This is a genomic window from Streptosporangium sp. NPDC051023 (genome assembly GCF_040689595.1).
In the GTDB taxonomy this organism is placed as follows: domain Bacteria; phylum Actinomycetota; class Actinomycetes; order Streptosporangiales; family Streptosporangiaceae; genus Streptosporangium.
The window spans coordinates 20,571-45,443 of record NZ_JBFBCE010000069.1 but is presented as its reverse complement, the minus strand read 5'-3'; the positions used below and the strand labels follow the sequence as shown (position 1 = coordinate 45,443).

Genomic DNA, 24,873 nt, shown 5'->3' with positions numbered 1-24,873 from the left:
GCGCCGGGGGCCGCCGAGCCACGTTCCTCTTTCTAACGTGGAGTGATGACATCCTTTCACCGGTATCTCGTGGAAGAGGTCGCGGTCGACCACGCCGAGGGGCTCATCCCACGACGTGAGGCGTTGCACCGGCTGACCCTCCTGGGGCTGGCGCTGCCCGCCGCCAGTGCCCTGCTCGCGGCCTGCGGAACCGGCCAGGAGAGCGCCGCGACCGTCGCCGCCACACCGTCGATTCCCGTCTCTCCCGCCGGCCCCTCGCCTCTGCCGACCGAGGCGATCACCTTCCCCGGCCCGGAGGCCGGTGTCACCCTCCAAGGGGCCTGGGCCGCGGCCAGGGAACCCCGGGGCGCGGTGCTGGTGATCCACGAGAACCGCGGGCTCAACGACCACATCCGGTCGGTCGCCGGGCGTCTGGCGGCCAGTGGCTACTCCTCGCTCGCCCCCGACCTGCTCTCCCGGGAAGGCGGAACCGCTGCTCTCGGTGACCCGGCGCAGGCGACCGCGGCGCTCGGCCGCGTCCCGCAGGACCGGTTCGCCGCGGACATGAAGGCCGCTCTGAGCGAGCTCGAGCGGCGCGCTCCAGGAAGGAAGCTCGGCGCCGTCGGTTTCTGCTTCGGCGGAGGCATGGTCTGGCTGCTGCTCTCCTCACGCGAGCCGCGACTGTCGGCGGCCGTCCCGTTCTACGGCCCGCTCCCCGACAACGCCGACTTCTCCGGGGCGAAAGCCGCGGTCCTGGCGATCTACGCAGGCCTGGACGACCGGGTCAACGCCACCCGCGACCAGGCGAGGGCCGACCTGGAGAAAGCGGGTCTGACACACGAGATCGTCACGTTCCCCGGCGTCAACCACGCTTTCTTCAACGACACCGGCCCACGGTACGACGCCGGTGCCGCCGCCCAGGCCTACCAGCGCGTCCTCGACTGGTACGGCCGCTACCTGGGCTGAGCCGTACGGCTCGGCTCCCGCCGCGCTCGCGTTCTTCCTCCTCGCGCGGCCGATCATAAAACAGTTGCTCACTTGTTCATATGTTTAATCAATGGGTGACGAGGCAACTACCTACTGTGAACAGTGCGAGCCGGGTGTTCTCATCGCCCGGTCTGTGAACGAACGAGGAGGAGAGTCCATGGAGCACGCTCAGCACGATCACGCCTCGTGCGGGGAAACCGCACCCCACGCCGACCACTGCGCACATCACGAGCACGACGAGGCCACCCCCGCTGACTGCTGCGAGGCTCACGGGGACGACCCGGGCTCCGCCGCCTAGCGCGCCTTCGCCATGCTTCCGCCCATCGCCGAGCTCTCGGTTCGACAGGCGCGTGAGGTGGCCGTGCGTGTGCTCGCAGGAGAATGAAGGTGACGGTCCCCGAGGTGCGGCTGCCTCGGGGGCGGTTAATGGGTCATCGCGAGCAGTACCCCGACCGCGATCGCGACAGTGGCGGCGACGGCCAGCTGTCCTCGCGACAACCGGCCGTTCTCCTGCTTGCCCGCCGCGAGTTTCAGGCCGACTATCGCCGTACGGAGCAGCACCCCGGTCACCATCCCGAGCAGGATGGGGACCACCTGGCCGGGCAGCGGGCTGACGGTGGCGACGAGGACACCGACCGCCGGGCTCAGGCATGCGACGACCAGCCACGGTGCCAGGCGCTGGTTGGCCATGTCCAGCAGCGCGGCGAGTGCCAGGCCCTCGCTGGCGGAGTGCACCATCAAAGCGATGATGACGACGGCGGAAGCGGTCAACGCCAGGGTCGCCCCCTCGATGGCCCGGTGGGTGGTCAGCGCGGCGGCGGTTCCCATGCCGCCGAACAGTGCCGCGTTGACCGCCTCCTTCAGACGGCGGTGACGGCCGGGGGCGTGCAGTCCGGGCGGCCGTTTCTCGGACTCCGAGGGGCAGGCGCACCCCCTGCGGGTGAAGTAGGTGATGACCAGGAAGCCGAACGCCGCCGCGATCCCGATCATCCATAGGGGGACTCCGGTCTCGATGGCGTCCTGCCACGCGTCGGGAAGCATGTCGGTGAGAGCGATGATCATCATCACCGCGGACGCGATCGCCAGCCAGGCGGCCAGACGTTTGGACTCGCGCCGGGCGAGCCATGCGCCCGCGAGGGTCGACGCCGAGACCAGTATCACCGCGAGCCATGCCCCGCCACCGGGAGGTTTCCCGCGCAGCACAGGTTCGATGGCCTGTATCCAGTATGTTGGCAGCATTTTTCGGCACACCCCTTGTCACGCCGGCGGTGGAAGGTAGGGAGGGCACGTCGGAGAACCCTCCCGGTTGAGCTAGAGGTCCTCGGTGAGGAGGTCGTCCGCAGAGGCACCGGTCCGCGCGTTCGCCGGGTGCGACGCCCGTGGCACAGGCATCGGGTGCCGGGTGGTCACCGGTGGTTGCTCGCCCGTCGCGAGCGGCCCGCCCTGCTCCTTCACCTCCAGGAGCAGCCTCTGCAGCTGACCGAGGTGCCCGGCCAGGGTCTCCTGCACGAGGCCGCCGTGATGACCGACCAGATCACGCAGGCCGTCGATCCTGCGCTGCTGCGCCGCGTACGCGGCCTCGAGGGTTTCCGCGGCCCCGCGGTGCCTTTCTCGCGTGTCGTGCTCCAGGGCCGTGGCCCTGTCGAGGGCCTCGCGCTCGATGGTCTCCGCGAGGCCGCGAGCCTCCGCCACGATCAGCCGGGCCTCCTGCTCTGCCCGGGTGATCACCTCGTCGGCGGACTGCTGGGCGCGCGCGACGATCCGTGCCGCGTTGTCGCCCGCTGACGGCAGGGCCTGCCGGAAGCTGTTCCTGGCGACGTTCAGCTGGGCGTTCAGCTGCTCGTTCTCCCACAGGACCCTGCTCAGGGTGAACTCGATCTCGCCGAGGAAGGTGTCGACCTCGGCGAGGTCGTAGCCCTCGCGGAGACGGACGGTGGGGAACACCTTGTTTCGCACGTCATGCGGGGTCAGCAGCTTGCCGCTGTTGTTGAGATTTGAGGGGAACCGCATCATGAACGTGCTCTCGGCGGTGCGGGCGGGGGTGTGTTCGTGGTCGTGTTCTCCGGGTTCTTTGCATCCTTCACTCATGGATTGCCTCTCCGGGCCTTTCGAGATGCTTTCACGGATGGATTGGTACGGCGGGCGCGCGGGAGGGGAAAGGTTGGTTCCAGCGGGATCTGAATTTTCAGAGATTTGTCAGGGAGTGCTGGTTGATCCAGGATCTTCTCGATCGGGTGGCACCTCCGGCGCGCTGTCCCAGGTGAGGCGGGCCGCGAAGCCCTGTCGTCCTCTCCGGCCGGATGAATCTATTTTCTGAATATTTCGGAGAGGCTTTCTTGACGAGGCCGTGCCGTGTTCTCCAGTCCGGGAGGAGAAATGTCGCCGTCGGTCATGAGGCGCAGGAACGTCTTGGCGCGCGGCGTCGCCGGATTCTGAAAGAAAGCAGCCGGGTGCTGCTCTTCGAGGATGTAACCGGCGTCCATGAACACCACCCGGTCGGCGACCTCCCTGGCGAAGGCGATCTCGTGGGTGATGATGATCATGGTCATGCCGTAGGCGGCCAGATCCTTCACGGTCTGGAGCGCCTCCGCGCCCAGCTCGGGGTCGAGCGCGGAGGTGGGTTCGTCAAAGAGGATGACCTCCGGTTCCATGGCGAGTGCCCGGGCGATGGCGACCCGCTGTTTCTGGCCGCCGGACAACCGCGCGGGATACTCGTCGCGCTTGTCGGTCAGGCCGACGTGGGCCAGCAGGCGTTCTCCCGCCTCGATCGCGTACGGCCGAGGCAGGCGCCGGACGGAGATCGGCCCCTCGATGACGTTTTCCAGGGCGGTCATGTGAGGGAACAGGTTGAGATCCTGGAACACCGTCGCCGTGCGCATGCGGATGTCACGGATCAGCCGGTTACGGGAACGGCTGTGGCGCGACGGGCACTCAACGGTTCGGCCGTTGACGGTGACGCTTCCGGCGTCGGGCTCCTCGAGGAGGTTCAGGCAGCGGATGAGAGTGGTCTTGCCGGAACCGGACGGGCCCATGACCACAACGACTTCGCCGCTGTGCACGGTCAGGTCGATGCTCTTGAGCACCTCGAGCTCGCCGAAGCGCTTGTGCAGTCCTCGCGCGGCGATGGCAATGCTCCTGGTCACGTGTAGGCCCTTCCCATCCGCCGTTCCAGCACTTCCTGCCCGACGGACAGGGTGGTGTTGATCAACCAGTAGACGACGCTCGCCATCACGAAGGCCTCGACGTACCTGAAGGAGGAACTGCCGATGCTCTCGGCGACCCGGGTCAGTTCCACGACGGTGATCACCGAGGCGAGGGAGGTGTCCTTCATGAGCGAGATGAAACGGCTGCCGATCGCTGGGGTGGCGACCCGGACGGCCTGGGGAAAGACGATCCGCCGTAGCGTGCGGCCGTACGTCATCCCCATCGAGTCGGCCGCCTCCCACTGTCCCCTGTCGACGGCGAGGATGCCGCTGCGGAAGTTCTCGCTGAGATAGGCGCTGGAGTAGAGGGTGAAGGTGAGGATCGCCGACGGGATGGGCGGGATTCGCAGCCCGAGCTGGGGAAGCCCGAAATACACGAGCATGATCTGGATGAGGAGGGGAGTGCCGCGGAACACCGAGACGTAGGCGATCGCGGCGACTTTGAGTGCGGGGTGTCGGGAGATCCTGGCCAGGGTGACCAAGCCGCCCAGCGCGAAGCCGAGCGCGAACGACACCACACCGAGCAGGACCGTGATGGCCAGGCCTCTGAGCAGGCCGGGGAACGACAGGGCGAGCAGGTCCATCAAACGCGCTCCTTTCCGGTCGCGGGGGATTCAGCCGGCCTGGTTCGCCGGTAGTTCGCGCAGTTCGGCCGCCATGTCGAGGCCGTCGAGCCATCGGCGGGAGATGGCCGACAGCGTGCCGTCGCGGATCATGTCGGAGATGGCTCCGTCGACGGCCTGCTTGAAGGCGGGAGATCCCTTGCGGAAGGACATGGCCAGGACGTAGCGCCGCAGGATCGGGCCCACGGGTGTCACGGTGAGCCCGTTCCTGGTGGCCAGGTAGATCCCCTGGAACCGGGACACCAGCGCGGCGTCGGCGCGTCCACGTGAAAGATCCGTCAGCCCGAGGATGGCGTTCCGGTAGATCCTGACATCCGCGTCCGGGATGCGGGTCCGGGCGAAGTCGGCCTGTACGGTCCCCTCGGACACCGCGATCCTCTTACCGGCCAGGTCGCCGACACCTCTGATGGAGGTCTCGCCCGTACGGACGAAGATGGCGACGGGGTTGACGGCGTAGGAACGGGAGAAGTCGACCTGCCTGCTGCGCTCCGCCGTGACCGACTGGCCGGAGATCACGATGTCGAATCTGTCGGCCCGGATGCCTCCGACGAAGTTCGCGAAGTCGGACCCGATGAACTCCACCCGGCCGATGCCGATCCGCCTGGCCACGTCACGGGCGACGTCCACGTCGTACCCCAGCGGGTTGCCCGCGCCGTCGAGGAAGTTCCACGGCGGATTGGCCTGGGTGAGAGCAACCCTGAGCACTCCTGCGGCGCGCACTCGTTTCAGGACGTCCTCACCCTCCGCACCGGAACACGCGGTGGACGTCAGGCACGCCAGCACCACCGAGGCGAGCACGACTGTGGCGGTTGGCCGATGAAGGATTCTCCTGGTCATCGCGTGGTGACCTCCGTGGTCGCGAGGACGTGGAACAGATGTTTCGTGCGTCACCGATCATCTATGTGCGTATCGTGGTTATATCAATGCGTTGGGTAGTCGTCGTTCTGTGGCGTCTTCCTTCGTGGACGGCCACGATCGGGTCGCGGGGGTTCAGTCGCGCGGGGACAGATAGTGGGGGCCGTGCGGATCGGCGCAGTGGCCCGCGTCGACGCACTCGCCCCGGCCCGCCCCGCCGTCCGGGGCGAGGTCGACCTGGAGGGTGGTGTGCGTGATCCCGTAGGACTGGGCGAGCAGGCTCTGCAGCCTGCGCCGTACGGCGTCGCCGTCCCCCTCGGGGCGGACGAACACGTGCGCCGACAGCGAGGAGTAGCCGGAGGTGAGCTCCCACACGTGCAGATCGTGGACCTCGGCGACGTCGAGCTGGCTCGCGAGCCGTGCGCCGATCTCCGCGGGTATCAGGCCCGCCGGTGCGGCCTGCAGGAATATCCGTCCGGTTTCGCGGATGAGGCCGTACCCCGCCTTGAGCATGAGCACTGCCACGATGAGGGTGGCGACGGCATCCGCCTGGGCGTATCCGGTCAGCAGGACCACCAGCCCGGACACGGCGGTGGCGATGAACGCGTAGAGGTCGTTGAGGATGTGCTGGAAGGCGCCTTCGACGTTGAGACTCGACCTGTCGGCTCTGCCGAGCAGCAAGGTCGCCGCGACATTGACGACGATGCCGACCAGTGCGGTGGCCAGCACCAGGCCGCCCTCGACCTCGGGCGGCGCGACGAGGCGCCGGACCGCCTCGTAGAGGAAGAACCCGGCGAGCAGCAGAAGGGTGGCACCGTTGAGCTGTGCCGACAGGATCTCGGCGCGCCTGAGCCCGTAGGTGAAACCGCCACGCGGCGGCCGGACCGCCAGCCGCATCGCGACCAGGGCGAACGCGATCGAGGCGGAGTCGGTGAGCATGTGCCCGGCATCCGAGATCAGCGCCAGGGACCGTGCGAGGATCCCGACGACGACCTCACCCGCCATGAAGGCGACCAGCAGGGCGAGGGCGGCTGTCAGATATCGCCGATCCGCGTCGGCAGAGACGGCGTGCCCGTGCCCATGCCCGTGCCCATGTCCGTGGTGTGAGGCGGGTGCTTCAACGGGGGTGGGCGCGTGTCCGTGCCCGCCATGATGATCGTGCCCGTCTTCTCCGTGATGCGGTGAAGCCATGGAACCTCCTCCCCATGGTGAGCGGGCGCTAACAGGTCTCGTCGGCGGAGTCCGAAGCCGGCACGTGATGGATGTGGGACAGGCCGAGGTCCAGCAGCATCCGGATGTGGGAGTCGTCCAGCCGGTGGTAGGCCATGCGCCCGGATCTGCGCACCCGTACGACGTGGTGGGCGCGGAGCAGACGCAGCGAGTGCGAGACCGCTGATTCGGTGTGTCCGCACGCCGCGGCGATGTCGCACACGCACATCTCGCCGCCCTCCAGCAGTGCGATGATCACTCGTAGGCGCCCCGGATCGGCCAGCAGGCCGAAAACTCGGGACAGTTCATCGATCGCTTCGGTTTTCGGCATGTTTCCGGCGACCGCGATGACCCGGTCTGCGTCCACCATGCGCACCGCGCAGGTCTCGGGATCCGAGTAGGCGACAACATATGAATCTCTACTCATATGAAGAAGCGTAGAGAGTGTTTTTGCTTATTGCCAGATCTCGTCGTGGGTTAATTTCTTCGCGCCGCCGGACGCTGTTGCTGCATAAAGCGAATATTGATGCATTTATTGTGAACTGCAGCCCTTGTTGTGCTGGGACTCTTGTCCGAGAATTGGAGGGTTGGTGACCCGTCTCGGATTTTGTGCAATACTTAATTGCCAATCATGATATTTCACTTTTTTAGGGAGTTGATATTTTTGTCTTGCTTGTCGGGTGTGGTGGGTATGTTGGGTGGATTTCTCGCTTCCATGTAAGGGTGCAGGGGTTTTGGGTAAATCGGGAGCCCGGGGTGGGGGCCGCCCGCGTGCTCGGCGCCCGGCCCCTCACCGGGCCCCTCACCGGGCCCCTCGCCGGGCCCCTCGCCGGGCCCCTCACTCGGCCCCTCAGTCGACCTCTCCTTGCCGCGATGCCGGGCGACGACCGGCGAGGCATATGGTTGCTCGCACAACAAGTGGCGTGAAATCAGTTATGGATGGCAGAAAAGGAAGGCCGTCCGGGAAGTCGCTTTGGATACGGTCGATATCACCGGAGTAATCCCTCTTCACGTTCCAACGGTTAGAGAGGTGCGCACATGAGTGACAGGAGCGGTTGGCTGAGGTGGCGTAGGGCGGTGGCTGTCGCCGGACTTGTCTTTTTCGCGCTGTCGGGCACGACGATGGGGGCGAACGCTGATTCTTCCGGGCAGGCCCTTGCGCCTTCCGCGTCCCTTTCTGCGGGTGCGTCCGTCGAGACCCAGCGGCATGCTTCTGGGGACGACGAGGTCAGGGCGTTGGGCATTGGCCAGCAGACCACCGTGGCGTATGACACCTGGGTGCACCATATACCCCGGGTTTACACGAACCCCAGTTATGTCTTCATCGCCCACAGGGGTGAAAATCTGGCTGTCGTCTGTTCGATCTGGGGAGAACTCTACCAATCGAGCAACATCTGGTATTTGGTCATCGACCGGAACCAGGACAACGCCGTCGGCTACTTCAACCAGGTCGACGTCCTGTATTTCCCCATAGGAGTGCCGGACTGTGGCACGTCCTTCGCCGCGCGGGCGCTCGCGCCGTCCTCTGCGGGTGCGTCCGCCGACACCCAGCGGCACGCTTCCGGGGACGGCGAGGTCAGGACGTTGGGCATTGGCCAGCAGACCACCGTTGTGCGTAACGCCTGGGTGCACCACACTCCCCGGCTCTACACAACCCCCGATCACGTCTTCACCGCCTACCAGGGTGACAATCTGGCCGCCGTCTGCTGGATAGTCGGCGACACCTACCACCAGAACGATGTCTGGTATTTGGTCATCGACCGATATCAGACGAACGCCGTCGGCTACCTCAGCCAGGTCGACGTCCAGGGCACGCCGAACGTGCCGGCGTGCGGTCAGTCCTGAGCGACGCGAGGCCTCACGACTGGGGCCTCAAAGCAAAAAGCCTGGTCATCGTTTCCGATGACCAGGCCCTTGACTTCGGGAAGGTAATGCAACGTCGGGGTGACAGGATTTGAACCTGCGACCTCTTCGTCCCGAACGAAGCGCGCTACCAAGCTGCGCCACACCCCGGTGCACGCCGGTCTTGCGCGTGCTTTGGAAAGTCTAGCGGACTTCGCGGGTACTTGCGTCACTCCTGAGGCGGGGCACCAGGGTGAGGAGACTGGCCTCGGGGAAGCAGGCGAAGCGGACCGGGGAGTAGGGGCTGGTGCCGAGGCCCGCGGAGACGTGGAGGTAGGCGGAGTCGTGGCGGCTCAGGCCCTTGACCCTGGCTTTGTCGATGCCGCAGTTGGTGACCAGGGCGCCGTAGAACGGCACGCAGACCTGGCCGCCGTGGGTGTGGCCCGCCAGCAGCAGCTGGTAGCCGTCGGCGGCGAAGCGGGTCATGTTGCGGGGTTCGGGGGAGTGCATCACGCCCAGGCGGAGATCGGCCTCGGCCGGGGCGGGGCCGGCGATCATGTCATAGCGGTCAAGGTTGATGTGGGAGTCGTGGATGCCGCCCACGGCCACGTCGAGATCGCCGACCTTGAGGCGGGCGGTGGTGTTGTTCATGTTGAGCCAGCCCTCGTCGGACATGGCGGTGCCCAGCTCCTCCCAGGGGAGGGAGGGGATCTTCCTGGCGTGGTCCCCCTTCGAGGTGCGCCAGAGGTAGCGCACGGGGTTCTTGAAGATCGGCGCGTACATGTCGTTGGAGCCGTAGACGAACAGCCCGGGACGCGACAGCAGCGGTTCGAGGGCGTGCATGAGGGAGGCGACGGCGTCGGGGTGCGAGATGGAGTCGCCGGTGTTGACCACCAGGTCGGGCTTGAGGTCGCTCAGTGAACGGACCCAGTTGATGAGCATCCGCCGGCCCGGGGTGAGATGCAGGTCCGACAGGTGCAGGATGCGCACGGGCCGCTGGCCGGGCTCCAGGACGGGCACGTCGAAGCGCCGAAGGCGGAAGGTGTTGCGCTCGACGACCGAGGCGTAGGCAAGGCCGGTCAGGCCGAGACCGAGCAGGGACAGGGGCACCGCGGCTGCTTTCCTCACCTTCTCATCATGCCCGACAACGGGCGCTCCGCAGGAAACTCGGGATACAGCGGGGCTGGTGAGGCGGCAAGATGGACCGCATGAGCGCATTGAAAGACAAGCTGAAGGCCGATCTCACGGCCTCGATGAAGAGCAGGGACGAGGTTCGCACCCGCACGATCCGCATGGCCCTCGCGGCCGTGAACGTCGAGGAGGTCTCGGGCAAGACGGCCCGCGAGCTCTCGGACGACGAGATCATCAAGGTGCTGACCAAGGAGGCCAAGAAGCGCCGTGAGGCCGCGGAGGCGTTCAGTGGCGCCGGTCGTGCCGAGCAGGCGCAGGCCGAGGTGGACGAGCAGGCCGTGCTCGAGGAGTACCTCCCGGCCCAGCTGTCCGACGAGGAGCTCGGCGAGCTGGTCGACGAGGCCATCGCGGAGAGCGGCGCCGCCGGGCCGCAGGCCATGGGGCAGGTCATGAAGGTCCTGAACCCCAAGGTCGCGGGCAGGGCCGAGGGCGGCAGGGTGGCCCAGGCCGTGCGCAGCCGCCTGGCGGGCTGAGGTCCCTCGGACGAGCCGCCCCGGGATTCGCCGGGCGGGAGCCCGCTTACCCGCGTGCGGGCCCTGAGAGCTTCCCCACGGTCCGCGTGGCCGTGCCGTACGCAGAGGCCCTCCCCGAACCGGGGAGGGCCTCTGGCGTCATCTGGGAGCGGAGACGGGGGCGGGAGCCCTACGGGGTGATCTGGCCGCCGAAGTCGGTGGTGTCGTTGCCGCCGCCGGGCCGGTCACCGCCGTTGCCGTTGCCGTTGCCGTTCCCACGGCCACGGCCGTTGTTCTCGATGTTGCCGTCGTCCGGCGGGCCGTCGCCGTTGTCGCGGGTGGGGCCGTTGCCGTGGTCGTCGGGCTTCGGCGGAGCCTTGGGCGCGCACCTGCCGCCGGAGCAGCCGCCGAAGCGTTCGGCGTTCACCGGGGTGAACGGGGTCGGGGTCACGCCCTTCAGCGCGTCGATCATGGAGTACTTCCAGATCCGTCCGGAGATCGTGGCGCCGTACACGTAGGGGTAGTACGTGCCGCCGATGGTCACGCCCGTCAGGTCGTGCTGGAAGGCGCCGCGCGGGTCGCCCAGGCTGACCGCGGAGGCGAGGTCGGGGGTGAACCCGGCGAACCAGGCGGCGGTGTAGCCGTCGGTGGTGCCGGTCTTGCCCGCCGCCGGACGGCCGATGCCGCCGTACTCGCTCATCGTGCCCTTGGTGAACACCCCGGACATGATGTGGGCGGCCGCGTCGGTGACCTCCTCGTCCAGGACCTGCTCGCACTTGGGCTTGTAGGCGGTGGCCTTGTTGTTGCGGTCGCGGATCTCGGTGATGGCCATCGGCTTGCAGTAGGCGCCGCGCGCGGCGATCGCCGCGTAGGCGGCGGCGACCGTCACCGGGTCCATCTCGTTGATGCCGAGCGTGAAGGTTTCGTACTCGCCGAGCTTGTTGCCGTCGGCCCGCTTGATGCCGAGGCTCTTGGCGGTCTTGACCACCTCGCAGAGGCCGACCTCCTGCTCCAGGCGCATGAAGAAGGTGTTGACCGAGCCGAGGGTGCCGGTGGTCAGGGTCTTGAAGCCGCCGCCGCCCTCGCTGGAGTTGTGGATGTCGTGGTTCGGGTCGCCGACCCCGTTGCCCTTGCAGTCGCGGAACGCGCCATAGCCGGAGGCGGTGTAGGCCGCGCCCGTACTGAAGCCGTCGTCGAGCTTGAAGCCCTTGCCCAGGGCGGTGAGCAGGGTGAAGACCTTGAAGGTCGACCCGGCCTGGAAGCCCGTGCCGCCGCCGTGCTGGACGTCGCCCGCAAGGTTGTAGCTCATCTGGTTCTTCTTCTTGTTACGCCCGAAGTCGCGGCTGGCGGCCATCGCCTTGATGGCGCCGGTGCCGGGCACGACCATCGCCTGCGCGGCGACCGGCTTGTCGCCGGCGTTCACGAACTTCTTGATGGCCTTCTCCGAGGCCGCCTGCGCCTTCGGGTCGAGCGTCGTCTTGATCGTCAGCCCGCCCCGCTGGAGCAGCTTCTGGCGCTGCTCGGGGGACTTGCCGAAGGCCTCGTTGTTGAGGATCTCGTTCTGGGCGTAGAGGCAGAAGTAGGGGTAGGGGCTCTCGTCGCAGCCGCCGGGGACGGAGACGTCCTTGTACCCGAGCTTCTTCGCCTTGGCCTCCGCGGCCTCCTGCTGTGTGATCTTGCCGAGCTCGGCCATCCGGTTCAGGACGGTGTTGCGCCGTTCGAGCAGCCGCGCGCGGCTCGCCTTGCCCGCGTTCGGGTCGGTCCGGTTGGGGTTCTGTACGGCCCCGGCCAGCGTCGCGGCCTCGGTCAGGGTCAGCTTGGCGGCGGGCTTGCCGAAGAACCGCTTGGAGGCGGCCTGGATCCCGTGGGCGCCCGCGCCGAAGTAGGCGATGTTGAGATAGCGCTCGAGGATCTCCGACTTGGTGTACTTTTCCTCGATGGCAAGTGCGTAGCGAAGCTCGTTCAGCTTGCGGGAGAGGGTCTGCTCGACCGCGGCGGCCCGCTCCTCGGGGGTCTCCGCGGCGTTGAACAGCACAAGCTTGACGTACTGCTGGGTGATGGAGGATCCGCCCTGGACGCCTCCGCCGCCCGCGAAGTTCTTCACCGCCGCGCGGAGCGTGCCCTCGGGGTCGATCGCGCCGTGCTCGTAGTACCGGAAGTCCTCGATCGAGACGATCGCGGTCTTCATGATGTCGGCGACCTGGTCGAGCTTCACCGACTCGCGGTTCTCGAAGTAGAACTGTGCGAACTGCTTGCCGTTCGCGTCGAGCAGGGTGGTCTTCTCCGCAAGGGGAGGCTCGGGGAGCTCCTCGGGGAGCAGGTGCAACTCCTCCGTGGCCGACTTGACGGTCATCCCCGCACCGCCGACCGCGGGGAACGCGACGGCGGCGACCAGCACGCCCGTGACGGCGGCCGCGGCGAGCAGTCGCGCCACGTTCGCGATGCCCCCGAGCACGGACCCCTGAGCTTTGCCTTCAGCTTGCACGAGTCCAAGAGTACGTCGGACGGATGACCCAAACGGTAACGGAACACTATTTCGTCTTGACTCGCCCCTGTATCGGACACAGATGACTAGTCATTCCCGGCCAGATGGCCGCCGATGACCATGTGAGAAATTGGTCCCGCCGGGGTCTGTCGGCCCGAACGTCTGATTGCGTACGTTCTCTTTCTGCGGCAACTGAATACGGAGGCTCGACGCCCGCGCCCGTCGGCCCCAAGTCACGACTGACCACCTAAGGGGAGTGGGGTCGAATGTGGATCACGGATTGGACCTCCCGTGCGGCCTGTAAGGGTGCGGATCCTGACGCGCTGTTCGTTCAGGGCGCTGCCCAGAACCGGGCGAAGCTGATCTGCCGAGGATGCCCGGTCCGGACCGAGTGCCTCGCCGATGCGCTGGACAACCGCATCGAGTTCGGGGTGTGGGGCGGGATGACCGAGCGCGAACGCCGGGCGCTGCTGCGCCGGCGACCGGACGTCGACTCCTGGCGGGACCTGCTGGAGTTGGCCAAAGAGGAGTACGAGCGAACGAACGAGCTGATCGCCGGCTGAGTTCGCGCCGATCCCGTACGGCTGGCGCGGCGCGCCAGCCGTACACCTATGTCCGCCGGACGTGACCCGAGAGCCGGGATTCCCACGTTTCCGAGGGCGGGCTTCCGCCGGAGCCCGGCAGGCCCAGGGCGCTACTGGGCTGCCAGCAGCTCACCGACCCGGCGCAGGCCCTCCAGGTCGTGCACGTCCTCGGACATGGCGGGAACCTGGGCGACGGGCACCGTGGGATGGGCGGAGACGAAGTGCTCCTGCTCGCGGTGCTCGCGTGCGGCCAGCTGCATCCGGCCCGCGTGCAGGCGCAGGACGGCGGAGGTGAGCTCGTGCTCACCCCGTGCCTCGAGGTCCTCCGCCGCCGCGGTGCTGCGCGCGGCCGACAGCACGGCCGCGGGCGCGCGGTGCACTCGGTTCACCACGAGCCCGGCCAGGGGCATGCGCTCCTCGGCCAGCCTCTCCACGAAGTAGGACGCCTCGCGCATGGCGTCGCGCTCCGGCGCGGCCACGACGACGAAGGCGGTTCCCGGGGCCTGCAGAAGCTTGTAGGTCTGCTCGGCCCTGGCCCTGAACCCGCCGAAGACGGCGTCGAGCGCGGAGACGAACGTCTGCAGGTCCTTGAGCACCTGCGCGCCGAGCAGCTTGGTCAGGGCGCCGGCCACGATGCCGAACCCGGCGTTGAGCAGCTTGAACGCGCTGCGCCCTCCCGCCTTCGCCGGGGCCATGAGCAGCCGGATGAGCCTGCCGTCGAGGAAGCGGCCGAGCCGTTCCGGCGCGTCGAGGAAGTCCAGCGCGGAACGGGACGGCGGGGTGTCTACGATGATCAGGTCCCAGTCGCCCGAACGGCGGAGCTGGCCGAGCTTCTCCATCGCCATGTACTCCTGGGTGCCGGAGAAGCTGGACGACAGAGACTGGTAGAAGGGGTTCGTCAGGATCTGGCGGGCTCGCTCGGGGTCCGCGTGCGCCTCGATGATCTCATCGAAGGTGCGCTTCATGTCGAGCATCATGGCGTGCAGCCTGCCCTCGCCCTTCACCCCGGCGACAGGGCGCGGGGTGTTGTCGAGCTCGGTGAGTCCCATCGACTGTGCGAGGCGTCTGGCGGGGTCGACGGTGAGCACCACGGCCGAACGGCCACGCTCGGCCGCGCGCAGCCCGAGCGCCGCCGCCGTCGTGGTCTTGCCGACGCCGCCGGAACCGCAGCAGACCACGATCCTGGTGCCCGGATCGTCGATGATCGCGTCGAGGTCGAGAACCGGGACGGTCCTGTGCCTGGCGGACCGTTCACGCTCGCTCATGCCGCTCCCTGCGCGTGGATCGATTCGGCCAGTTCGTACAGCCCCGCCAGGTCGACCCCGTCGGCCAGCAGCGGCAGCTCGTAGCGGGGCCTGCCCGAGGTGTCCAGCGACCGCCTCTCGCGGCGTTCGAGCCGGGTGCGGTGGGCATGCTCGGCGATCTCCTCGGCCAGCGCCTCGGCCACGGCGGTCGCATCCGCGCCGCCCTCGGCAAGCCCGGCGGCCTTCAGCCCGAGCGCCAGCTCGGCCGCGTCGAACCGGCCCTTGGCCGCGACGTCGAGGACCGAGGCGGGGAGCAGCGACTCCCTGACCATGTTCGTGAAGATCCCGCCGGGTGGCAGGCCCGCCTCCCGCAGCTCGCCGATCCCGTCCAGGGTCTCCTGGACCGGCATCTCCTCCAGGAGCGTGACGAAGTGCACCGCGGTCTCCGGGGAGGCGACGACGCCGTTCACCAGGTCGGCGTGGTTCTTGATCGGGCCAACCCTGGCGAGCCCGGCGACCTCGTTGGTGACGTTGAGGAAACGGGCGACCCGCCCCGTCGGCGGCGCGTCGAGCACGACCGCGTCGTAGATTCGCCTGCCGGTCTTGTCCTTACGCCGCACCGCCTCGCTCGTCTTGCCGGTGACCAGGACGTCGCGGAAGCCGGGGGCGATGGTGGTCGCGAAGTCGACGACGCCCATCTTGGTGAGGGCCTTGCCCGCCCTGCGCATGCCGTAGAACATCTCGAGGTATTCGAGCATGGCCTCTTCGGGGTCGATGGCCAGGGCGTACACATCTCCACCGCCGGGCGCGATGGCGATCTTCCGTTCCTCGTACGGCAGCGGCGGCAGGTCGAAGACCTGTGCGATTCCCTGCCTGCCCTCGACCTCGACCAGCAGCACCTTGCGCCCGCCTGAGGCGAGGGCGAGGGCGAGGGCGGCGGCCACCGTGGTCTTTCCGGTGCCGCCCTTACCGGTGACGACATGGAGGCGTACGCCGTCCCAATCGGTGTCGCGAGCTCTCACGCTTCGAAGGCTACCCAACGGCCACTTGACGATTCGCCCGGACCGTCCACCACGGAACCCCGGCTGCGCCGGGAAAGGCGTGCGGAACGCGTACCGTGAGGTGTCCGTAATGGGGCGGGGCCGGAGAGTATGCCGATTCTCACAACCCGGTCTCCCCGGTTCTCGCCCTGGCCTCCCGGAGCGGGGCACGGGCGTGCCCGGAGGGCGGTAAGCGGGAGGACGGCTGTCCGCCCCGGCGCCTCTCGCTAATGTGTCCCACATGACGCAATGGGAGTACTCGACGGTGCCGCTGCTGGTGCACGCGACCAAGCAGATTCTCGACAACTGGGGCCAGGACGGCTGGGAGCTCGTCCAGGTCGTGCCGGGGCCGAACCCCGAGCAGCTGGTCGCCTACCTGAAGCGGCCGAAGCAGTGACGCCGGAGGAGAGGCTCGCCGAGCTGGGCCTGACGCTCCCCGAGGTGGTGACGCCGCTGGCGTCCTACGTCCCCGCCGTTCGTTCCGGAAACTACGTCTACACCTCGGGCCAGATCCCGATGGTCGACGGCAAGCTCGTGGCGACCGGCAAGGTCGGCGCGGAGGTGAGCCCGGAGGAGGCCCGTGAGCTGGCCAGGACCTGCGCGCTCAACGCGCTCGCCGCGGTCGGGTCGGTGATCGGGGATCTCTCGGGCATCGTCAGGATCGTCAAGGTCGTCGGCTTCGTGGCCAGTGACCCGGCCTTCTCCGGCCAGCCGCAGGTGGTCAACGGCGCCAGCGAGCTGCTCGCCGAGGTTCTCGGGGAGGCGGGCAAGCACGCCCGCAGCGCGGTCGGCGTCGCCGTCCTGCCGCTGGACGCGCCGGTCGAGGTCGAACTGATCGCCGAGGTCGGCTGACGTTTGTCGGGAGCGGGAGCCGTACCACATCATGGGTCCCAAAACCGAGTATTGCTCTGGTGGAGGGGCTGAATGAGCGGGATTCCGCTTCACGGCGAGCTGGGCGAGCGCGCGCGCGACATCCTGGCCGGGCGGGTTGAGCCCGTCCCGGCCCGTGATGCCGCGACCGTCGTCCTCCTCCGTGAGGGGGTCGAGGTCTACCTGCTGAGGCGCAAGGCGAGCATGGCCTTCGCCGCCGGGGCCTACGTCTTCCCCGGCGGGTCGGTCGACCCGCGCGACACCGATCACGCGATCTCCTGGGCGGGCCCGTCGCCCGCCGAGTGGGGGCGGGTCTTCCGCGCGGCGGAGAGCACCGCGCGCGGCCTGGTCTGCGCCGCGGTGCGGGAGACGTTCGAGGAGTCGGGCGTGCTGCTCGCCGGGCCCTCGGAGCGGGCCGTGATCGCCGACACCACCGGTGACGACTGGGAGGCGGACCGGCTCGCCCTGATCGACAGAAGCCTGTCGTTCGCCGACTTCCTGGCCAGGCGCTCGCTGGTCCTCCGTTCCGACCTGCTGCGTCCCTGGGGGCACTGGATCACCCCGACGGTCGAGACGAAGCGCTTCGACACCCGGTTCTTCGTCGCCGCGCTTCCGCCGGGCCAGCGCACCCGCGACGTCGGCGGCGAGGCCGACCAGGTCGCCTGGGTACGGCCCGCAGACGCGCTCGAGCAGTCCCGGGACGGCCGGATCTTCCTGATGCGTCCGACCTACCGCACCCTCAAGGAGATCTCCGTTCACCGGACCGTGGCCGACGTCCTCGCGACCGAACGTGAGATCGTCACCTTCATGCCCGGTGTCGCGGAGGTCGACGGAGAGATGCGCATCGTGCTCGACGACGACTACGGGTCCGGTGCTGAATGAACGCGCGGCGGGCGGGAGCGCCCGGTGACGCGATCCGCGAGCGGCCAGAAGGAGGCGCCCGATGAGCGGGCTGCGGATTCCCCTCGACGGTCCCGACGGCGCCGGGACCGCCAACACACTCAACCTCCTCGCCCCCAACCCGTCCGCCATGACCCTGGACGGCACCAACACCTGGGTGATCGGCGGCGGTGAGGACGTGCTGGTCGTCGACCCCGGCCCCGACGACGAGTCCCACCTGCGGCGGGTCACCGGCCACCTGGAGGGGCGGAGGGTCGAGGCGGTTCTGCTCACCCACGGCCACGACGACCACAGCGGCGGCGCGGGGAGGTTCGCCGAGCTGGTCGGCGCGCCTGTCAGGGCACTGGACCCCCGGCACAGGCTCGGAGCGGAGGGGCTCGCCGACGGCGACGTGCTCACGGTCGGCGGCCTCGAGCTGCACGTCGTCGGCACGCCCGGCCACTCGTTCGACTCGCTCTGCTTCTGGCTGCCCGAGGACGAGGCCGTGCTCACCGGCGACACCGTGCTCGGCAGGGGCACGACCGTGATCGCCCCCGACGGGGACCTCGGCGACTACCTGCGCTCCCTCGACCGCCTGCGGGCCACGGTCGAGCGGGTTGGCGCGCGGGCGCTGCTGCCGGGGCACGGCCCGGTGCTGCCCGACCCGATCGGCGCGCTCGACGGCTACATCGCGCACCGCAGGCAGCGGCTCGACCAGATCCGTCAGGCCAGGAAGCAGGGGGCCACGACGGTGCGGGAGATCGTCGAGATCGTCTACGCGGAGGTCGACAGGTCGCTCTGGCCCGCCGCGGAGATGTCGGTCCGCGCCCAGCTCTCCTACCTCGACGGGTAGGTCGCGACGCCGAAGGCGTCGCCATGAACTCAGCGTGAGCGGTTGTGCAGGCGCTCCAGGTCCATGATGACCACGGCCTTGGCCTCGATGCGCAGCCAGCCGCGCTGGGCGAAGTCGGCCAGGGCCTTGTTCACGGTCTCGCGCGAGGCGCCGACCAGTTGGGCCAGCTCCTCCTGGGTGAGGTCGTGGTGGACCCGGACGCCGTCGTCGATCCGCTGGCCGAAGCGTTCCGCCAGGTCGAGCAGGGCCTTCGCGACCCGTCCCGGCACGTCGGTGAAGACCAGGTCGGCCAGCACGTCGTTGGTACGGCGCAGCCGCTGGGCCAGGGCGCGCAGCAGATGCAGGGCGACCTCGGGGCGGCCGGTCAGCCACGGGCGGAGGTCGTCGTGGCCGAGCCCGGCCAGGCGGACGTCGGTCAGCGCGGTCGCCGAGGCCGTACGGGGACGGGGGTCGAACAGCGAGAGCTCGCCGAACATCTCGCCGGGACCGAGCACGCTGAGCAGGTTCTCCCTGCCGTCGGGGGCGGTCCTGGACAGTTTGATCTTGCCTTCGAGCACCACGTAGAGGCGGTCCCCGGTCTCGTTCTCGCTGAACAGGGTCTGCCCCTTGGACAGCTCGACCTCCGAGACACTCGTACGCAGCGCGGCGGCGCCCTCACGGTCGAGCGCCGAGAACAGAGGCGCCTTGGCCAGCACGTCGTCAGTGTTGTTCACTGTGCCTCCTGGTTCACGGCTCACGCAGTTATTGTGACCTATCCCACCGAGCCACTCTCAAGGGGCCCTTGTGCTGGGCCGCTCGGGACTCCGTGACGGCGGTCCCGCGGGTGAGTTCTGGCTTGTCATGGTCCGTTACGTTTGCGAACGGACCATGTTCTTCCGGAAATCTACCCATATGAACATGGTGAACTCGACTCCGGCACCCCTCTCATGGGCCCCGGGTCGAGTCCTCCCGGCTGTACCCCTCCCGCCTGTGCGGCGCACGGGCGGAAGGAGCGAGACGGGCCGGGACGGCGGGCGTGGGCCCGGCGCTGGGTAGTCGGCGGCCCGTCAGTCGTCGTCGGCCGCGCCGCGGAGCTCCCACTCGCCGCGGCGGCGCAGGACCAGCATGTAGTAGGCGGCGAAGACGACGGCGATGCCGACGGTGATGTAGAGGCTGGGACGGCCGACCGCCGGGTCGAGGAAGTTGCGGTAGGCGACGTAGCCGATGGCCACCAGGGCCAGGATCGGCGCGACGGGGAACCACGGCATCCGGTAGACGGCGTGTGCGGTCGAGCCGTTGCGGCGCCCGGTGATGGTCGAGACGCAGAGCGCGGCGTAGACGGCGATGATCGTGGTGGCGGTGACCACCAGCAGGAACTGCTCGTCGGCGTAGCAGAACCCGGCGCCGACGACCCCGGCCCCGATGGTGGCGATCCACGGGCTGCCGTAGCGGGGGTGGATCGAGGCGAGCGCGCGGCTGACCGGGGACGGCCAGGTGGTGTCGCGGCCCGTGCTGAAGATCATGCGGGCGGTCACGAGGATGATGGCGAGGACGGCGTTGAAGATGGCCAGGGCGACGACGAGGCTGATGACGTTGTTCAGCGTCGATCCGGCGCGGGCGGTGATGAAGTACTCCATCATGTTGCTCGCGCCGAAGAGGCCGGGGAGCGAGGGCGACCCCATGAGCACGGCGGTGACCGGGATCAGCTCGGCGGCGACGGTGATGCCCAGGGCCCACAGGATGGTCTTGGCGATGCCGCGGTGGGCGTCCTGGGTCTCCTCGCCGAGGTAGACCGCCGCGCCGTACCCGTTGTAGGCGAAGAGCGCGACGGCGGTCGCGGCTCCGATCACTCCGGCGGAGGCCGCCACGACCGTGCCGTTCTGTCCCGCGACCACCGGGTGCAGCACCAGGTCGGTCAGGGAGCGCTGGGGGTTGAGGAAGCCGAGCGCGCTCACCACGACCAGGGCGACCATCTCGATGGCCAGGAAGATTCCGGTGACCCAGGCGTTGAGCTTGATGTCGAAGACGGCCAGCACGGTGGCGATGACGGTGGTCACGGCCGCGACGGTCGGGGCGTGCAGGCTGGGGAAGAGCACCGCCAGGTAGGTGCCGACGCCAAGTGCGATCACCGCGATGATGAGCAGCTGGGTGACCATGAACAGGCCGAGGACGACGAATCCCGGCAGTCGCCCGAAGGTGCGGGCCACGATCGCGTACTCGCCCCCGCTGAGCGGATACGCCGAGCCGAGCTCGGCGTAGACGAAGGCCATGAAGACCCCCACGACACCCGCGACCAGGAAGGCCGTGAAGGCCCCCGAGCCCGCACCGGAGATGACGCCCGGCGCGATGATGAACACCGACGACGCGGGCGAGATCGCCGACAACGTGATGAACAGGGTCCCGAGGAGCTTCAGGCCCCGATGCAGGTGGGGATGGGCGGCGTCCGCCGGTACGGATGCGGACGGGCTCGTGTCGTGGGGGGTCACGGCGCCTCCTTTGGCGTGGTTCCTTGATGACGCATCAAAGAACTATCGAGGCGGGTGCGTCAATATGCTTCCTCGTAAAAGATGTGTGTCACGGGTACCGGTTGCGTTTCCTGACCGATGTCTAGAGAATCACCGGCATGGCACGACCTAGCCGAGCACATGAGAAACGCGCCGAGCTCGTCGCCGCGGCCCGCCAGGCGGTCCTGCGGCACGGCGTCATCGACCTGCGCCTTCGGGACGTGGCCGAGCAGGCGGACATGTCGACGGGGTCGGTCCTCTACTACTTCCCCGCGCTGACCGACCTGCTGCGCGAGGTGCAGCTTGAGGCGGTCGAGCGCTTCTGCGTCGACAGGGAGCGGGCCGCGTCGAGCGAGCCGGACCCCAGGCGCCGCCTGCTCGGGATGATCCGCGCCGGACTGCCCACCGGCAGCGACGACGAGCTGTGCATCCTGCTCTACGAGCTGGGCACCTACGCCCGCAGGGACCCCGCGTACTCGGCCCAGCACATCCGCCTGTGCGAGCGGCAGGTCACCCTGTACGCGGGCATTCTCGAGGCGGGAGCGGCGACCGGGGTGTTCACCCTGACCCGCGACGCCGTCACCCTCGCCCGCAACCTCGTCATGCTCGAGGACGGCCTCGGTCTTCACGTCACACAGGCGGTGCCGACCCTCGACGCCCGGCAGGCCGAGCACCTCCTGCTGACCCACGCGGCCGACGTGACCGGCTGTGATCTGGAAAACCTGGAAGGACCTGACGAACGATGACTCGTGCGCGCGAACTCGGCCTGCCGCTGCCAGGCCGTACCGGACCGGACAACGCCATCACCGACGTGCCTGGGGTCGAGGTCGGCTACACCACCCTGGTCGAAGGGGAGTCGGTCCGCACCGGCGTCACCGCCCTGCTGCCGCGCGGGCGCGCGGACTTCGACGTGCCGTGCGCCGCGGGGTGGTTCTCCCTCAACGGCAACGGCGAGATGACGGGAACGTCCTGGCTCAGCGAGACCGGGTCCCTCAGGCTTCCGGTGCTCGTCACCAACACCCACGCCGTCGGCCCGTGCCATCGTGGGGTGATCGACTGGGTCGCCCGTGAGAAGCCCGCGGTCGCCGAGCAGTGGCTGCTCCCCGTCGTCGCCGAGACCTGGGACGGCTACCTCAACGACATCAACGGGCCGCACATCCAGCCCTCGCACGCGATGGCGGCGATCGACGCGGCCCGCCCTGGACCTGTCGCTGAGGGCTCGGTCGGCGGCGGCACCGGGATGAACTGCTACGGCTTCAAGGGCGGCAGCGGCACCTCCTCACGGCTGGTCGGGTACGGGCCCGACACCTACACGGTCGGGGCGTTCGTCCAGGCCAACTTCGGTTCCCGCAAGGAGCTGACCGTCTGCGGCGTGCCCGTCGGCCGGGCTCTCACGGACGACAACCCCATGCAGGAGGGCGAATGGCGGACCCCGGCCGGATCCGGCTCCGTCATCGCCGTCATCGCCACGGACGCGCCGCTGCTGCCGCTGCAGTGCACCGCGCTGGCCCGCAGGGTCCCGCTCGGCCTCGCCCGCACCGGAACCACGGGGTCGCACTTCTCCGGTGACATCTTCCTGGCTTTCTCGACCGGCAACCCGGGCGCGCTGACCGCGAGCTTCCCCGAGGGCGAGCCCGGCTACGAGCACCTGCGCTTCGTCCCGTGGAACCGTCTCGACGACTTCTTCGAGGCCGTCGTCGAGGCCGTCGAGGAGGCCGTGCTCAACGCCCTCCTCGCGGCCGAGACCATGGTCGGCCGGAACGGCCACCGGTCGCCCGCCCTGTCTGTCTCCCAGCTTCTCGACCTTGTCGGACGTCCGTAGTCATCGGACGCCTCCGCGGGTTCACCAAGTTCCTGCAGCGTGGAGGCCCCGTCCTTCAGGGCGGGGAGGAAACGCGGCACGGCCGGGTATGGCGATCTCCTGCTTTCTGCCGGTGTCGGTCGGTAGGTTGATCGGCGTGTCCCGTTTTCGCCTTCAGCCTTCGCCTGCTCAGGAGGCGGCATTGCTGGAGCATTGCGGGCATGCGAGGTTTGTGTGGAATCTGGCCGTTGAGCAGCACGCCTGCTGGAAGCCCGGCCGCAGTGGCGCGCCGGGGTTCGCCGAGCAGTGCCGTCAGCTGACCGAGGCGCGGGCCGCGTTCGCGTGGTTGCGTGCCGGGTCGGTGATCGTGCAGCAGCAGGCGCTCAAGGACTTCGCCCAGGCGATGGCGAACTTCTTCGGTAAGACCCACCGGCGCCCGGCCTGGCGCAGGCGCGGGCGGGGCGAGGGTTTCCGGATCGTCGCGGTCGGGCCGGACGATGTGCGGCGCCTGTCGCGCAAGGTCGGCGAGGTGCGGATTCCCAAGGTGGGGTGGGTGCGGTTTCGCCGGTCCCGCGCGGTCCCCGGCGGGGTGAGGTCGTTCCGGGTCACCCGGGATCGGGCGGGCCGGTGGCATGTGGCGTTCGCCGCGATCCCCGCCCCGGTTCCCGGGCCGGGCACGGGTGAGGTGGCCGGGGTGGATCGGGGGGTGGTGGTCAGCACGGCCCTGTCCACCGGCGAGCTGTTGCACGCGCCCGGCCTGCGTGAGGGCGAGAAGGCCCGGCTGGTGCGGTTGCAGCGCAAGCTCGCCCGCGCCCGGCGCGGCTCCACCCGGCGCGGCAAGGTCAAGGCGGCGATTGCGGCGCTGAAGGCTCGTGAGGCCGACCGGCGCAAAGACTGGGTGGAGAAGACCAGCACCGCTCTGGCGCGCCGGTTCGACGTCGTCGCGGTCGAGGATCTGAAGGTCCGCAGCATGACGCGGTCGGCGAAGGGCACGCTTGAGGCGCCCGGCCGGAAGGTGCGGCAGAAGGCGGGCCTGAACCGGGCCGTGCTCGGCAGCGGGTGGGGGCGGCTGGTTGAGCGGCTGGAGCACAAGGCCCCAGGCCGTGTGTGGAGAGTCGATCCGGCGTTTACGTCGCTGACCTGCAATGTCTGCAGGCATATCGCCCGGGACAATCGCGAGAGCCAAGCGGTGTTCCGGTGCGTGGCCTGTGGGCACTGGGCCAATGCCGACGTCAACGCGGCGTGCAACATCAGAGATATCGCGATCGCGGCAGGGCATGCCGTGAATGCGCGGGGAGGCGACCGGGTTGCCGGGCCTGCGAACCGCGAACCTCAACTTATCCTCCCCTCAGTGGCGTAGGAACGTTGGAATCCTCCGCTTTCAAGCGGGGGAGGATGTCAACAGGTTCTTGCGGCACTCCAGGGCCCGGTACGGCGAGCGGTGACACCGGACACCGCTCGCCGAGCCCGCCAAGGCCCTACGCTTGCGACATGGCGACCACGAACACGGCGGCGGGGCCGGGGCGGCCTCGTCGCAGGAAGCCGGAGACCCAGCTCGGGCTGGTACGGCGGGCGCGGCAGATGGACCGGATCCTCGCCGAGACCTACCCGGACGCGCACTGCGAGCTCGACTTCACCAACCCCCTCGAACTGCTGGTCGCGACGATCCTGTCCGCGCAGTGCACGGACAAGCGGGTCAACATGGTGACCCCAGCGCTTTTCGCGAAGTATCCAACGGCCGAGGACTACGCCGGAGCCGACCGCGCGGAGCTTGAGGAGATCATCCGGTCGACCGGCTTCTACCGGGCGAAGGCCAACAGCATCATCGGCATGGCGCAGGGTCTGTGCGAGCGCTACGGAGGGGAGGTCCCCGGAAAGCTCAAGGACCTGGTCACGCTGCCCGGCGTGGGCCGTAAGACCGCCAACGTGGTGCTGGGCAACGCGTTCGGGGTGCCGGGCATCACGGTGGACACCCACTTCCAGCGGCTCGTCCGGCGGTTCGGGTGGACCGAGGAGACCGACCCGGTCAAGATCGAGCACATCGTCGGCGTGCTCATCGCCAAGCGTGACTGGACCATGGCCTCCCACCGCCTGATCTGGCACGGCCGCCGCATCTGCCACGCCCGCAAACCCGCCTGCGGCGCGTGCCCTCTCGCCGCGCTCTGCCCCTCGTACGGCACCGGCCCCATCGAGCCCGCCCAGGCCGCCAAGCTGGTGCGTCCCGGTCCCTTCTCGTGACGTGACCCACAAGCCTTCCGTGACAGGGAAGCGCGAAGGAGGACGTCGTGTTGCA

At 68.7% G+C, this 24,873-nt stretch carries 26 protein-coding genes and 1 tRNA gene; 13 read left to right on the top strand and 14 right to left on the bottom strand.

Annotated elements, in window-relative coordinates; all coding sequences use genetic code 11:
• Positions 1-45: 45 nt before the first annotated feature.
• The gene (locus AB0395_RS34510) at positions 46-945 is read left to right on the top strand and encodes a dienelactone hydrolase family protein (RefSeq protein ID WP_366288205.1); all 900 of its coding nucleotides are present in this window, start codon (positions 46-48) and stop codon (positions 943-945) included.
• A gap of 178 nt (positions 946-1,123) precedes the next feature.
• Positions 1,124-1,264 (top strand): hypothetical protein, encoded by a 141-nt coding sequence (locus tag AB0395_RS34505; protein ID WP_366288204.1) that lies wholly within the window; start codon positions 1,124-1,126, stop codon positions 1,262-1,264.
• Positions 1,265-1,389: 125 nt separating this feature from the next.
• On the opposite strand, the gene AB0395_RS34500 is transcribed toward AB0395_RS34505, so the two are convergent.
• From AB0395_RS34500 to AB0395_RS34470, 7 genes are all read right to left on the bottom strand, one after another.
• On the bottom strand, positions 1,390-2,205 hold the full coding sequence (locus tag AB0395_RS34500; RefSeq protein ID WP_366288203.1) for a hypothetical protein: 816 nt from the start codon (positions 2,203-2,205) through the stop codon (positions 1,390-1,392).
• Positions 2,206-2,277: 72 nt separating this feature from the next.
• Positions 2,278-3,054: a DivIVA domain-containing protein gene (locus tag AB0395_RS34495; RefSeq protein WP_366288202.1), complete on the bottom strand. Its 777-nt coding sequence runs from the start codon at positions 3,052-3,054 to the stop codon at positions 2,278-2,280.
• A 218-nt stretch (positions 3,055-3,272) separates the two neighbouring features.
• Complete coding sequence (locus AB0395_RS34490) at positions 3,273-4,109, bottom strand: amino acid ABC transporter ATP-binding protein (protein WP_366288201.1); 837 nt, start codon at positions 4,107-4,109, stop codon at positions 3,273-3,275.
• Entirely contained in the window at positions 4,106-4,753 is a 648-nt protein-coding gene (locus tag AB0395_RS34485; protein ID WP_366288200.1) for an amino acid ABC transporter permease, read from the bottom strand. Before AB0395_RS34485 ends, AB0395_RS34490 begins: the two co-directional genes overlap by 4 nt.
• 30 nt (positions 4,754-4,783) lie before the next feature.
• Positions 4,784-5,629 (bottom strand): transporter substrate-binding domain-containing protein, encoded by an 846-nt coding sequence (locus AB0395_RS34480; RefSeq protein WP_366288199.1) that lies wholly within the window; start codon positions 5,627-5,629, stop codon positions 4,784-4,786.
• Between the two features lie 153 nt (positions 5,630-5,782).
• Positions 5,783-6,838 (bottom strand): cation diffusion facilitator family transporter, encoded by a 1,056-nt coding sequence (locus AB0395_RS34475; protein WP_366288198.1) that lies wholly within the window; start codon positions 6,836-6,838, stop codon positions 5,783-5,785.
• Between the two features lie 28 nt (positions 6,839-6,866).
• Complete coding sequence (locus AB0395_RS34470; RefSeq protein WP_366288197.1) at positions 6,867-7,283, bottom strand: metalloregulator ArsR/SmtB family transcription factor; 417 nt, start codon at positions 7,281-7,283, stop codon at positions 6,867-6,869.
• Positions 7,284-7,933: 650 nt separating this feature from the next.
• On the opposite strand from AB0395_RS34470, the gene AB0395_RS34465 reads away from it, so the two are divergent.
• Complete coding sequence (locus tag AB0395_RS34465) at positions 7,934-8,701, top strand: hypothetical protein (protein ID WP_366288196.1); 768 nt, start codon at positions 7,934-7,936, stop codon at positions 8,699-8,701.
• 94 nt (positions 8,702-8,795) lie between these two features.
• Here the strand turns inward: AB0395_RS34465 and AB0395_RS34460 are convergent.
• Positions 8,796-8,869, bottom strand: a tRNA-Pro gene (locus AB0395_RS34460).
• A 33-nt stretch (positions 8,870-8,902) separates the two neighbouring features.
• Positions 8,903-9,826 (bottom strand): metallophosphoesterase, encoded by a 924-nt coding sequence (locus AB0395_RS34455; protein ID WP_366288195.1) that lies wholly within the window; start codon positions 9,824-9,826, stop codon positions 8,903-8,905.
• 80 nt (positions 9,827-9,906) lie between these two features.
• On the opposite strand from AB0395_RS34455, the gene AB0395_RS34450 reads away from it, so the two are divergent.
• Positions 9,907-10,362, top strand: coding sequence for a GatB/YqeY domain-containing protein (locus AB0395_RS34450; protein WP_366288194.1), 456 nt, complete (start codon positions 9,907-9,909; stop codon positions 10,360-10,362).
• Positions 10,363-10,531: 169 nt separating this feature from the next.
• On the opposite strand, the gene AB0395_RS34445 is transcribed toward AB0395_RS34450, so the two are convergent.
• Positions 10,532-12,826 carry a transglycosylase domain-containing protein gene (locus AB0395_RS34445; RefSeq protein WP_366288193.1) on the bottom strand — a complete coding sequence of 765 codons (2,295 nt, stop codon included), beginning with the start codon at positions 12,824-12,826 and terminating at the stop codon, positions 10,532-10,534.
• A 266-nt stretch (positions 12,827-13,092) separates the two neighbouring features.
• Here AB0395_RS34445 and AB0395_RS34440 point away from each other — a divergent pair, with 266 nt between their 5' ends.
• On the top strand, positions 13,093-13,389 hold the full coding sequence (locus AB0395_RS34440; protein ID WP_012887233.1) for a WhiB family transcriptional regulator: 297 nt from the start codon (positions 13,093-13,095) through the stop codon (positions 13,387-13,389).
• A 131-nt stretch (positions 13,390-13,520) separates the two neighbouring features.
• Here AB0395_RS34440 and AB0395_RS34435 read toward each other — a convergent pair whose 3' ends face one another.
• Positions 13,521-14,675 carry an ArsA family ATPase gene (locus tag AB0395_RS34435; RefSeq protein WP_366288192.1) on the bottom strand — a complete coding sequence of 385 codons (1,155 nt, stop codon included), beginning with the start codon at positions 14,673-14,675 and terminating at the stop codon, positions 13,521-13,523.
• On the bottom strand, positions 14,672-15,676 hold the full coding sequence (locus tag AB0395_RS34430; protein WP_366288191.1) for an ArsA-related P-loop ATPase: 1,005 nt from the start codon (positions 15,674-15,676) through the stop codon (positions 14,672-14,674). Before AB0395_RS34430 ends, AB0395_RS34435 begins: the two co-directional genes overlap by 4 nt.
• Before the next feature lie 259 nt (positions 15,677-15,935).
• Between AB0395_RS34430 and AB0395_RS34425 the strand changes: the two genes are divergently transcribed.
• From AB0395_RS34425 to AB0395_RS34410, 4 genes are all read left to right on the top strand, one after another.
• Entirely contained in the window at positions 15,936-16,091 is a 156-nt protein-coding gene (locus tag AB0395_RS34425; RefSeq protein ID WP_221460272.1) for a DUF4177 domain-containing protein, read from the top strand.
• Positions 16,088-16,546, top strand: coding sequence for a RidA family protein (locus tag AB0395_RS34420; RefSeq protein WP_366288190.1), 459 nt, complete (start codon positions 16,088-16,090; stop codon positions 16,544-16,546). The genes AB0395_RS34425 and AB0395_RS34420 overlap by 4 nt, the downstream gene beginning before the upstream one ends.
• A 72-nt stretch (positions 16,547-16,618) precedes the next feature.
• Positions 16,619-17,446 (top strand): NUDIX hydrolase, encoded by an 828-nt coding sequence (locus AB0395_RS34415; RefSeq protein WP_366288189.1) that lies wholly within the window; start codon positions 16,619-16,621, stop codon positions 17,444-17,446.
• A 61-nt stretch (positions 17,447-17,507) separates the two neighbouring features.
• Positions 17,508-18,296: an MBL fold metallo-hydrolase gene (locus AB0395_RS34410; RefSeq protein WP_366288188.1), complete on the top strand. Its 789-nt coding sequence runs from the start codon at positions 17,508-17,510 to the stop codon at positions 18,294-18,296.
• Between the two features lie 29 nt (positions 18,297-18,325).
• Here the strand turns inward: AB0395_RS34410 and AB0395_RS34405 are convergent, their stop codons facing one another.
• Positions 18,326-19,009: a Crp/Fnr family transcriptional regulator gene (locus AB0395_RS34405; RefSeq protein WP_366288187.1), complete on the bottom strand. Its 684-nt coding sequence runs from the start codon at positions 19,007-19,009 to the stop codon at positions 18,326-18,328.
• 333 nt (positions 19,010-19,342) lie between these two features.
• The gene (locus AB0395_RS34400) at positions 19,343-20,761 is read right to left on the bottom strand and encodes an APC family permease (RefSeq protein ID WP_366288186.1); all 1,419 of its coding nucleotides are present in this window, start codon (positions 20,759-20,761) and stop codon (positions 19,343-19,345) included.
• A gap of 137 nt (positions 20,762-20,898) precedes the next feature.
• Here AB0395_RS34400 and AB0395_RS34395 point away from each other — a divergent pair, with 137 nt between their 5' ends.
• The 4 genes from AB0395_RS34395 to nth all read left to right on the top strand — a co-directional run bounded on the left by AB0395_RS34395 (position 20,899) and on the right by nth (position 24,818).
• On the top strand, positions 20,899-21,525 hold the full coding sequence (locus AB0395_RS34395; RefSeq protein WP_366288185.1) for a TetR family transcriptional regulator C-terminal domain-containing protein: 627 nt from the start codon (positions 20,899-20,901) through the stop codon (positions 21,523-21,525).
• Positions 21,522-22,601 (top strand): P1 family peptidase, encoded by a 1,080-nt coding sequence (locus tag AB0395_RS34390; protein WP_366288184.1) that lies wholly within the window; start codon positions 21,522-21,524, stop codon positions 22,599-22,601. The genes AB0395_RS34395 and AB0395_RS34390 overlap by 4 nt, the downstream gene beginning before the upstream one ends.
• Positions 22,602-22,689: 88 nt before the next feature.
• A complete protein-coding gene (locus tag AB0395_RS34385; RefSeq protein ID WP_366288183.1) occupies positions 22,690-23,940 on the top strand; it encodes a transposase in 1,251 nt (416 codons plus the stop codon).
• A gap of 131 nt (positions 23,941-24,071) precedes the next feature.
• Positions 24,072-24,818 carry an endonuclease III gene (gene nth / locus AB0395_RS34380; RefSeq protein ID WP_366288182.1) on the top strand — a complete coding sequence of 249 codons (747 nt, stop codon included), beginning with the start codon at positions 24,072-24,074 and terminating at the stop codon, positions 24,816-24,818.
• Positions 24,819-24,873 lie beyond the last annotated feature (55 nt).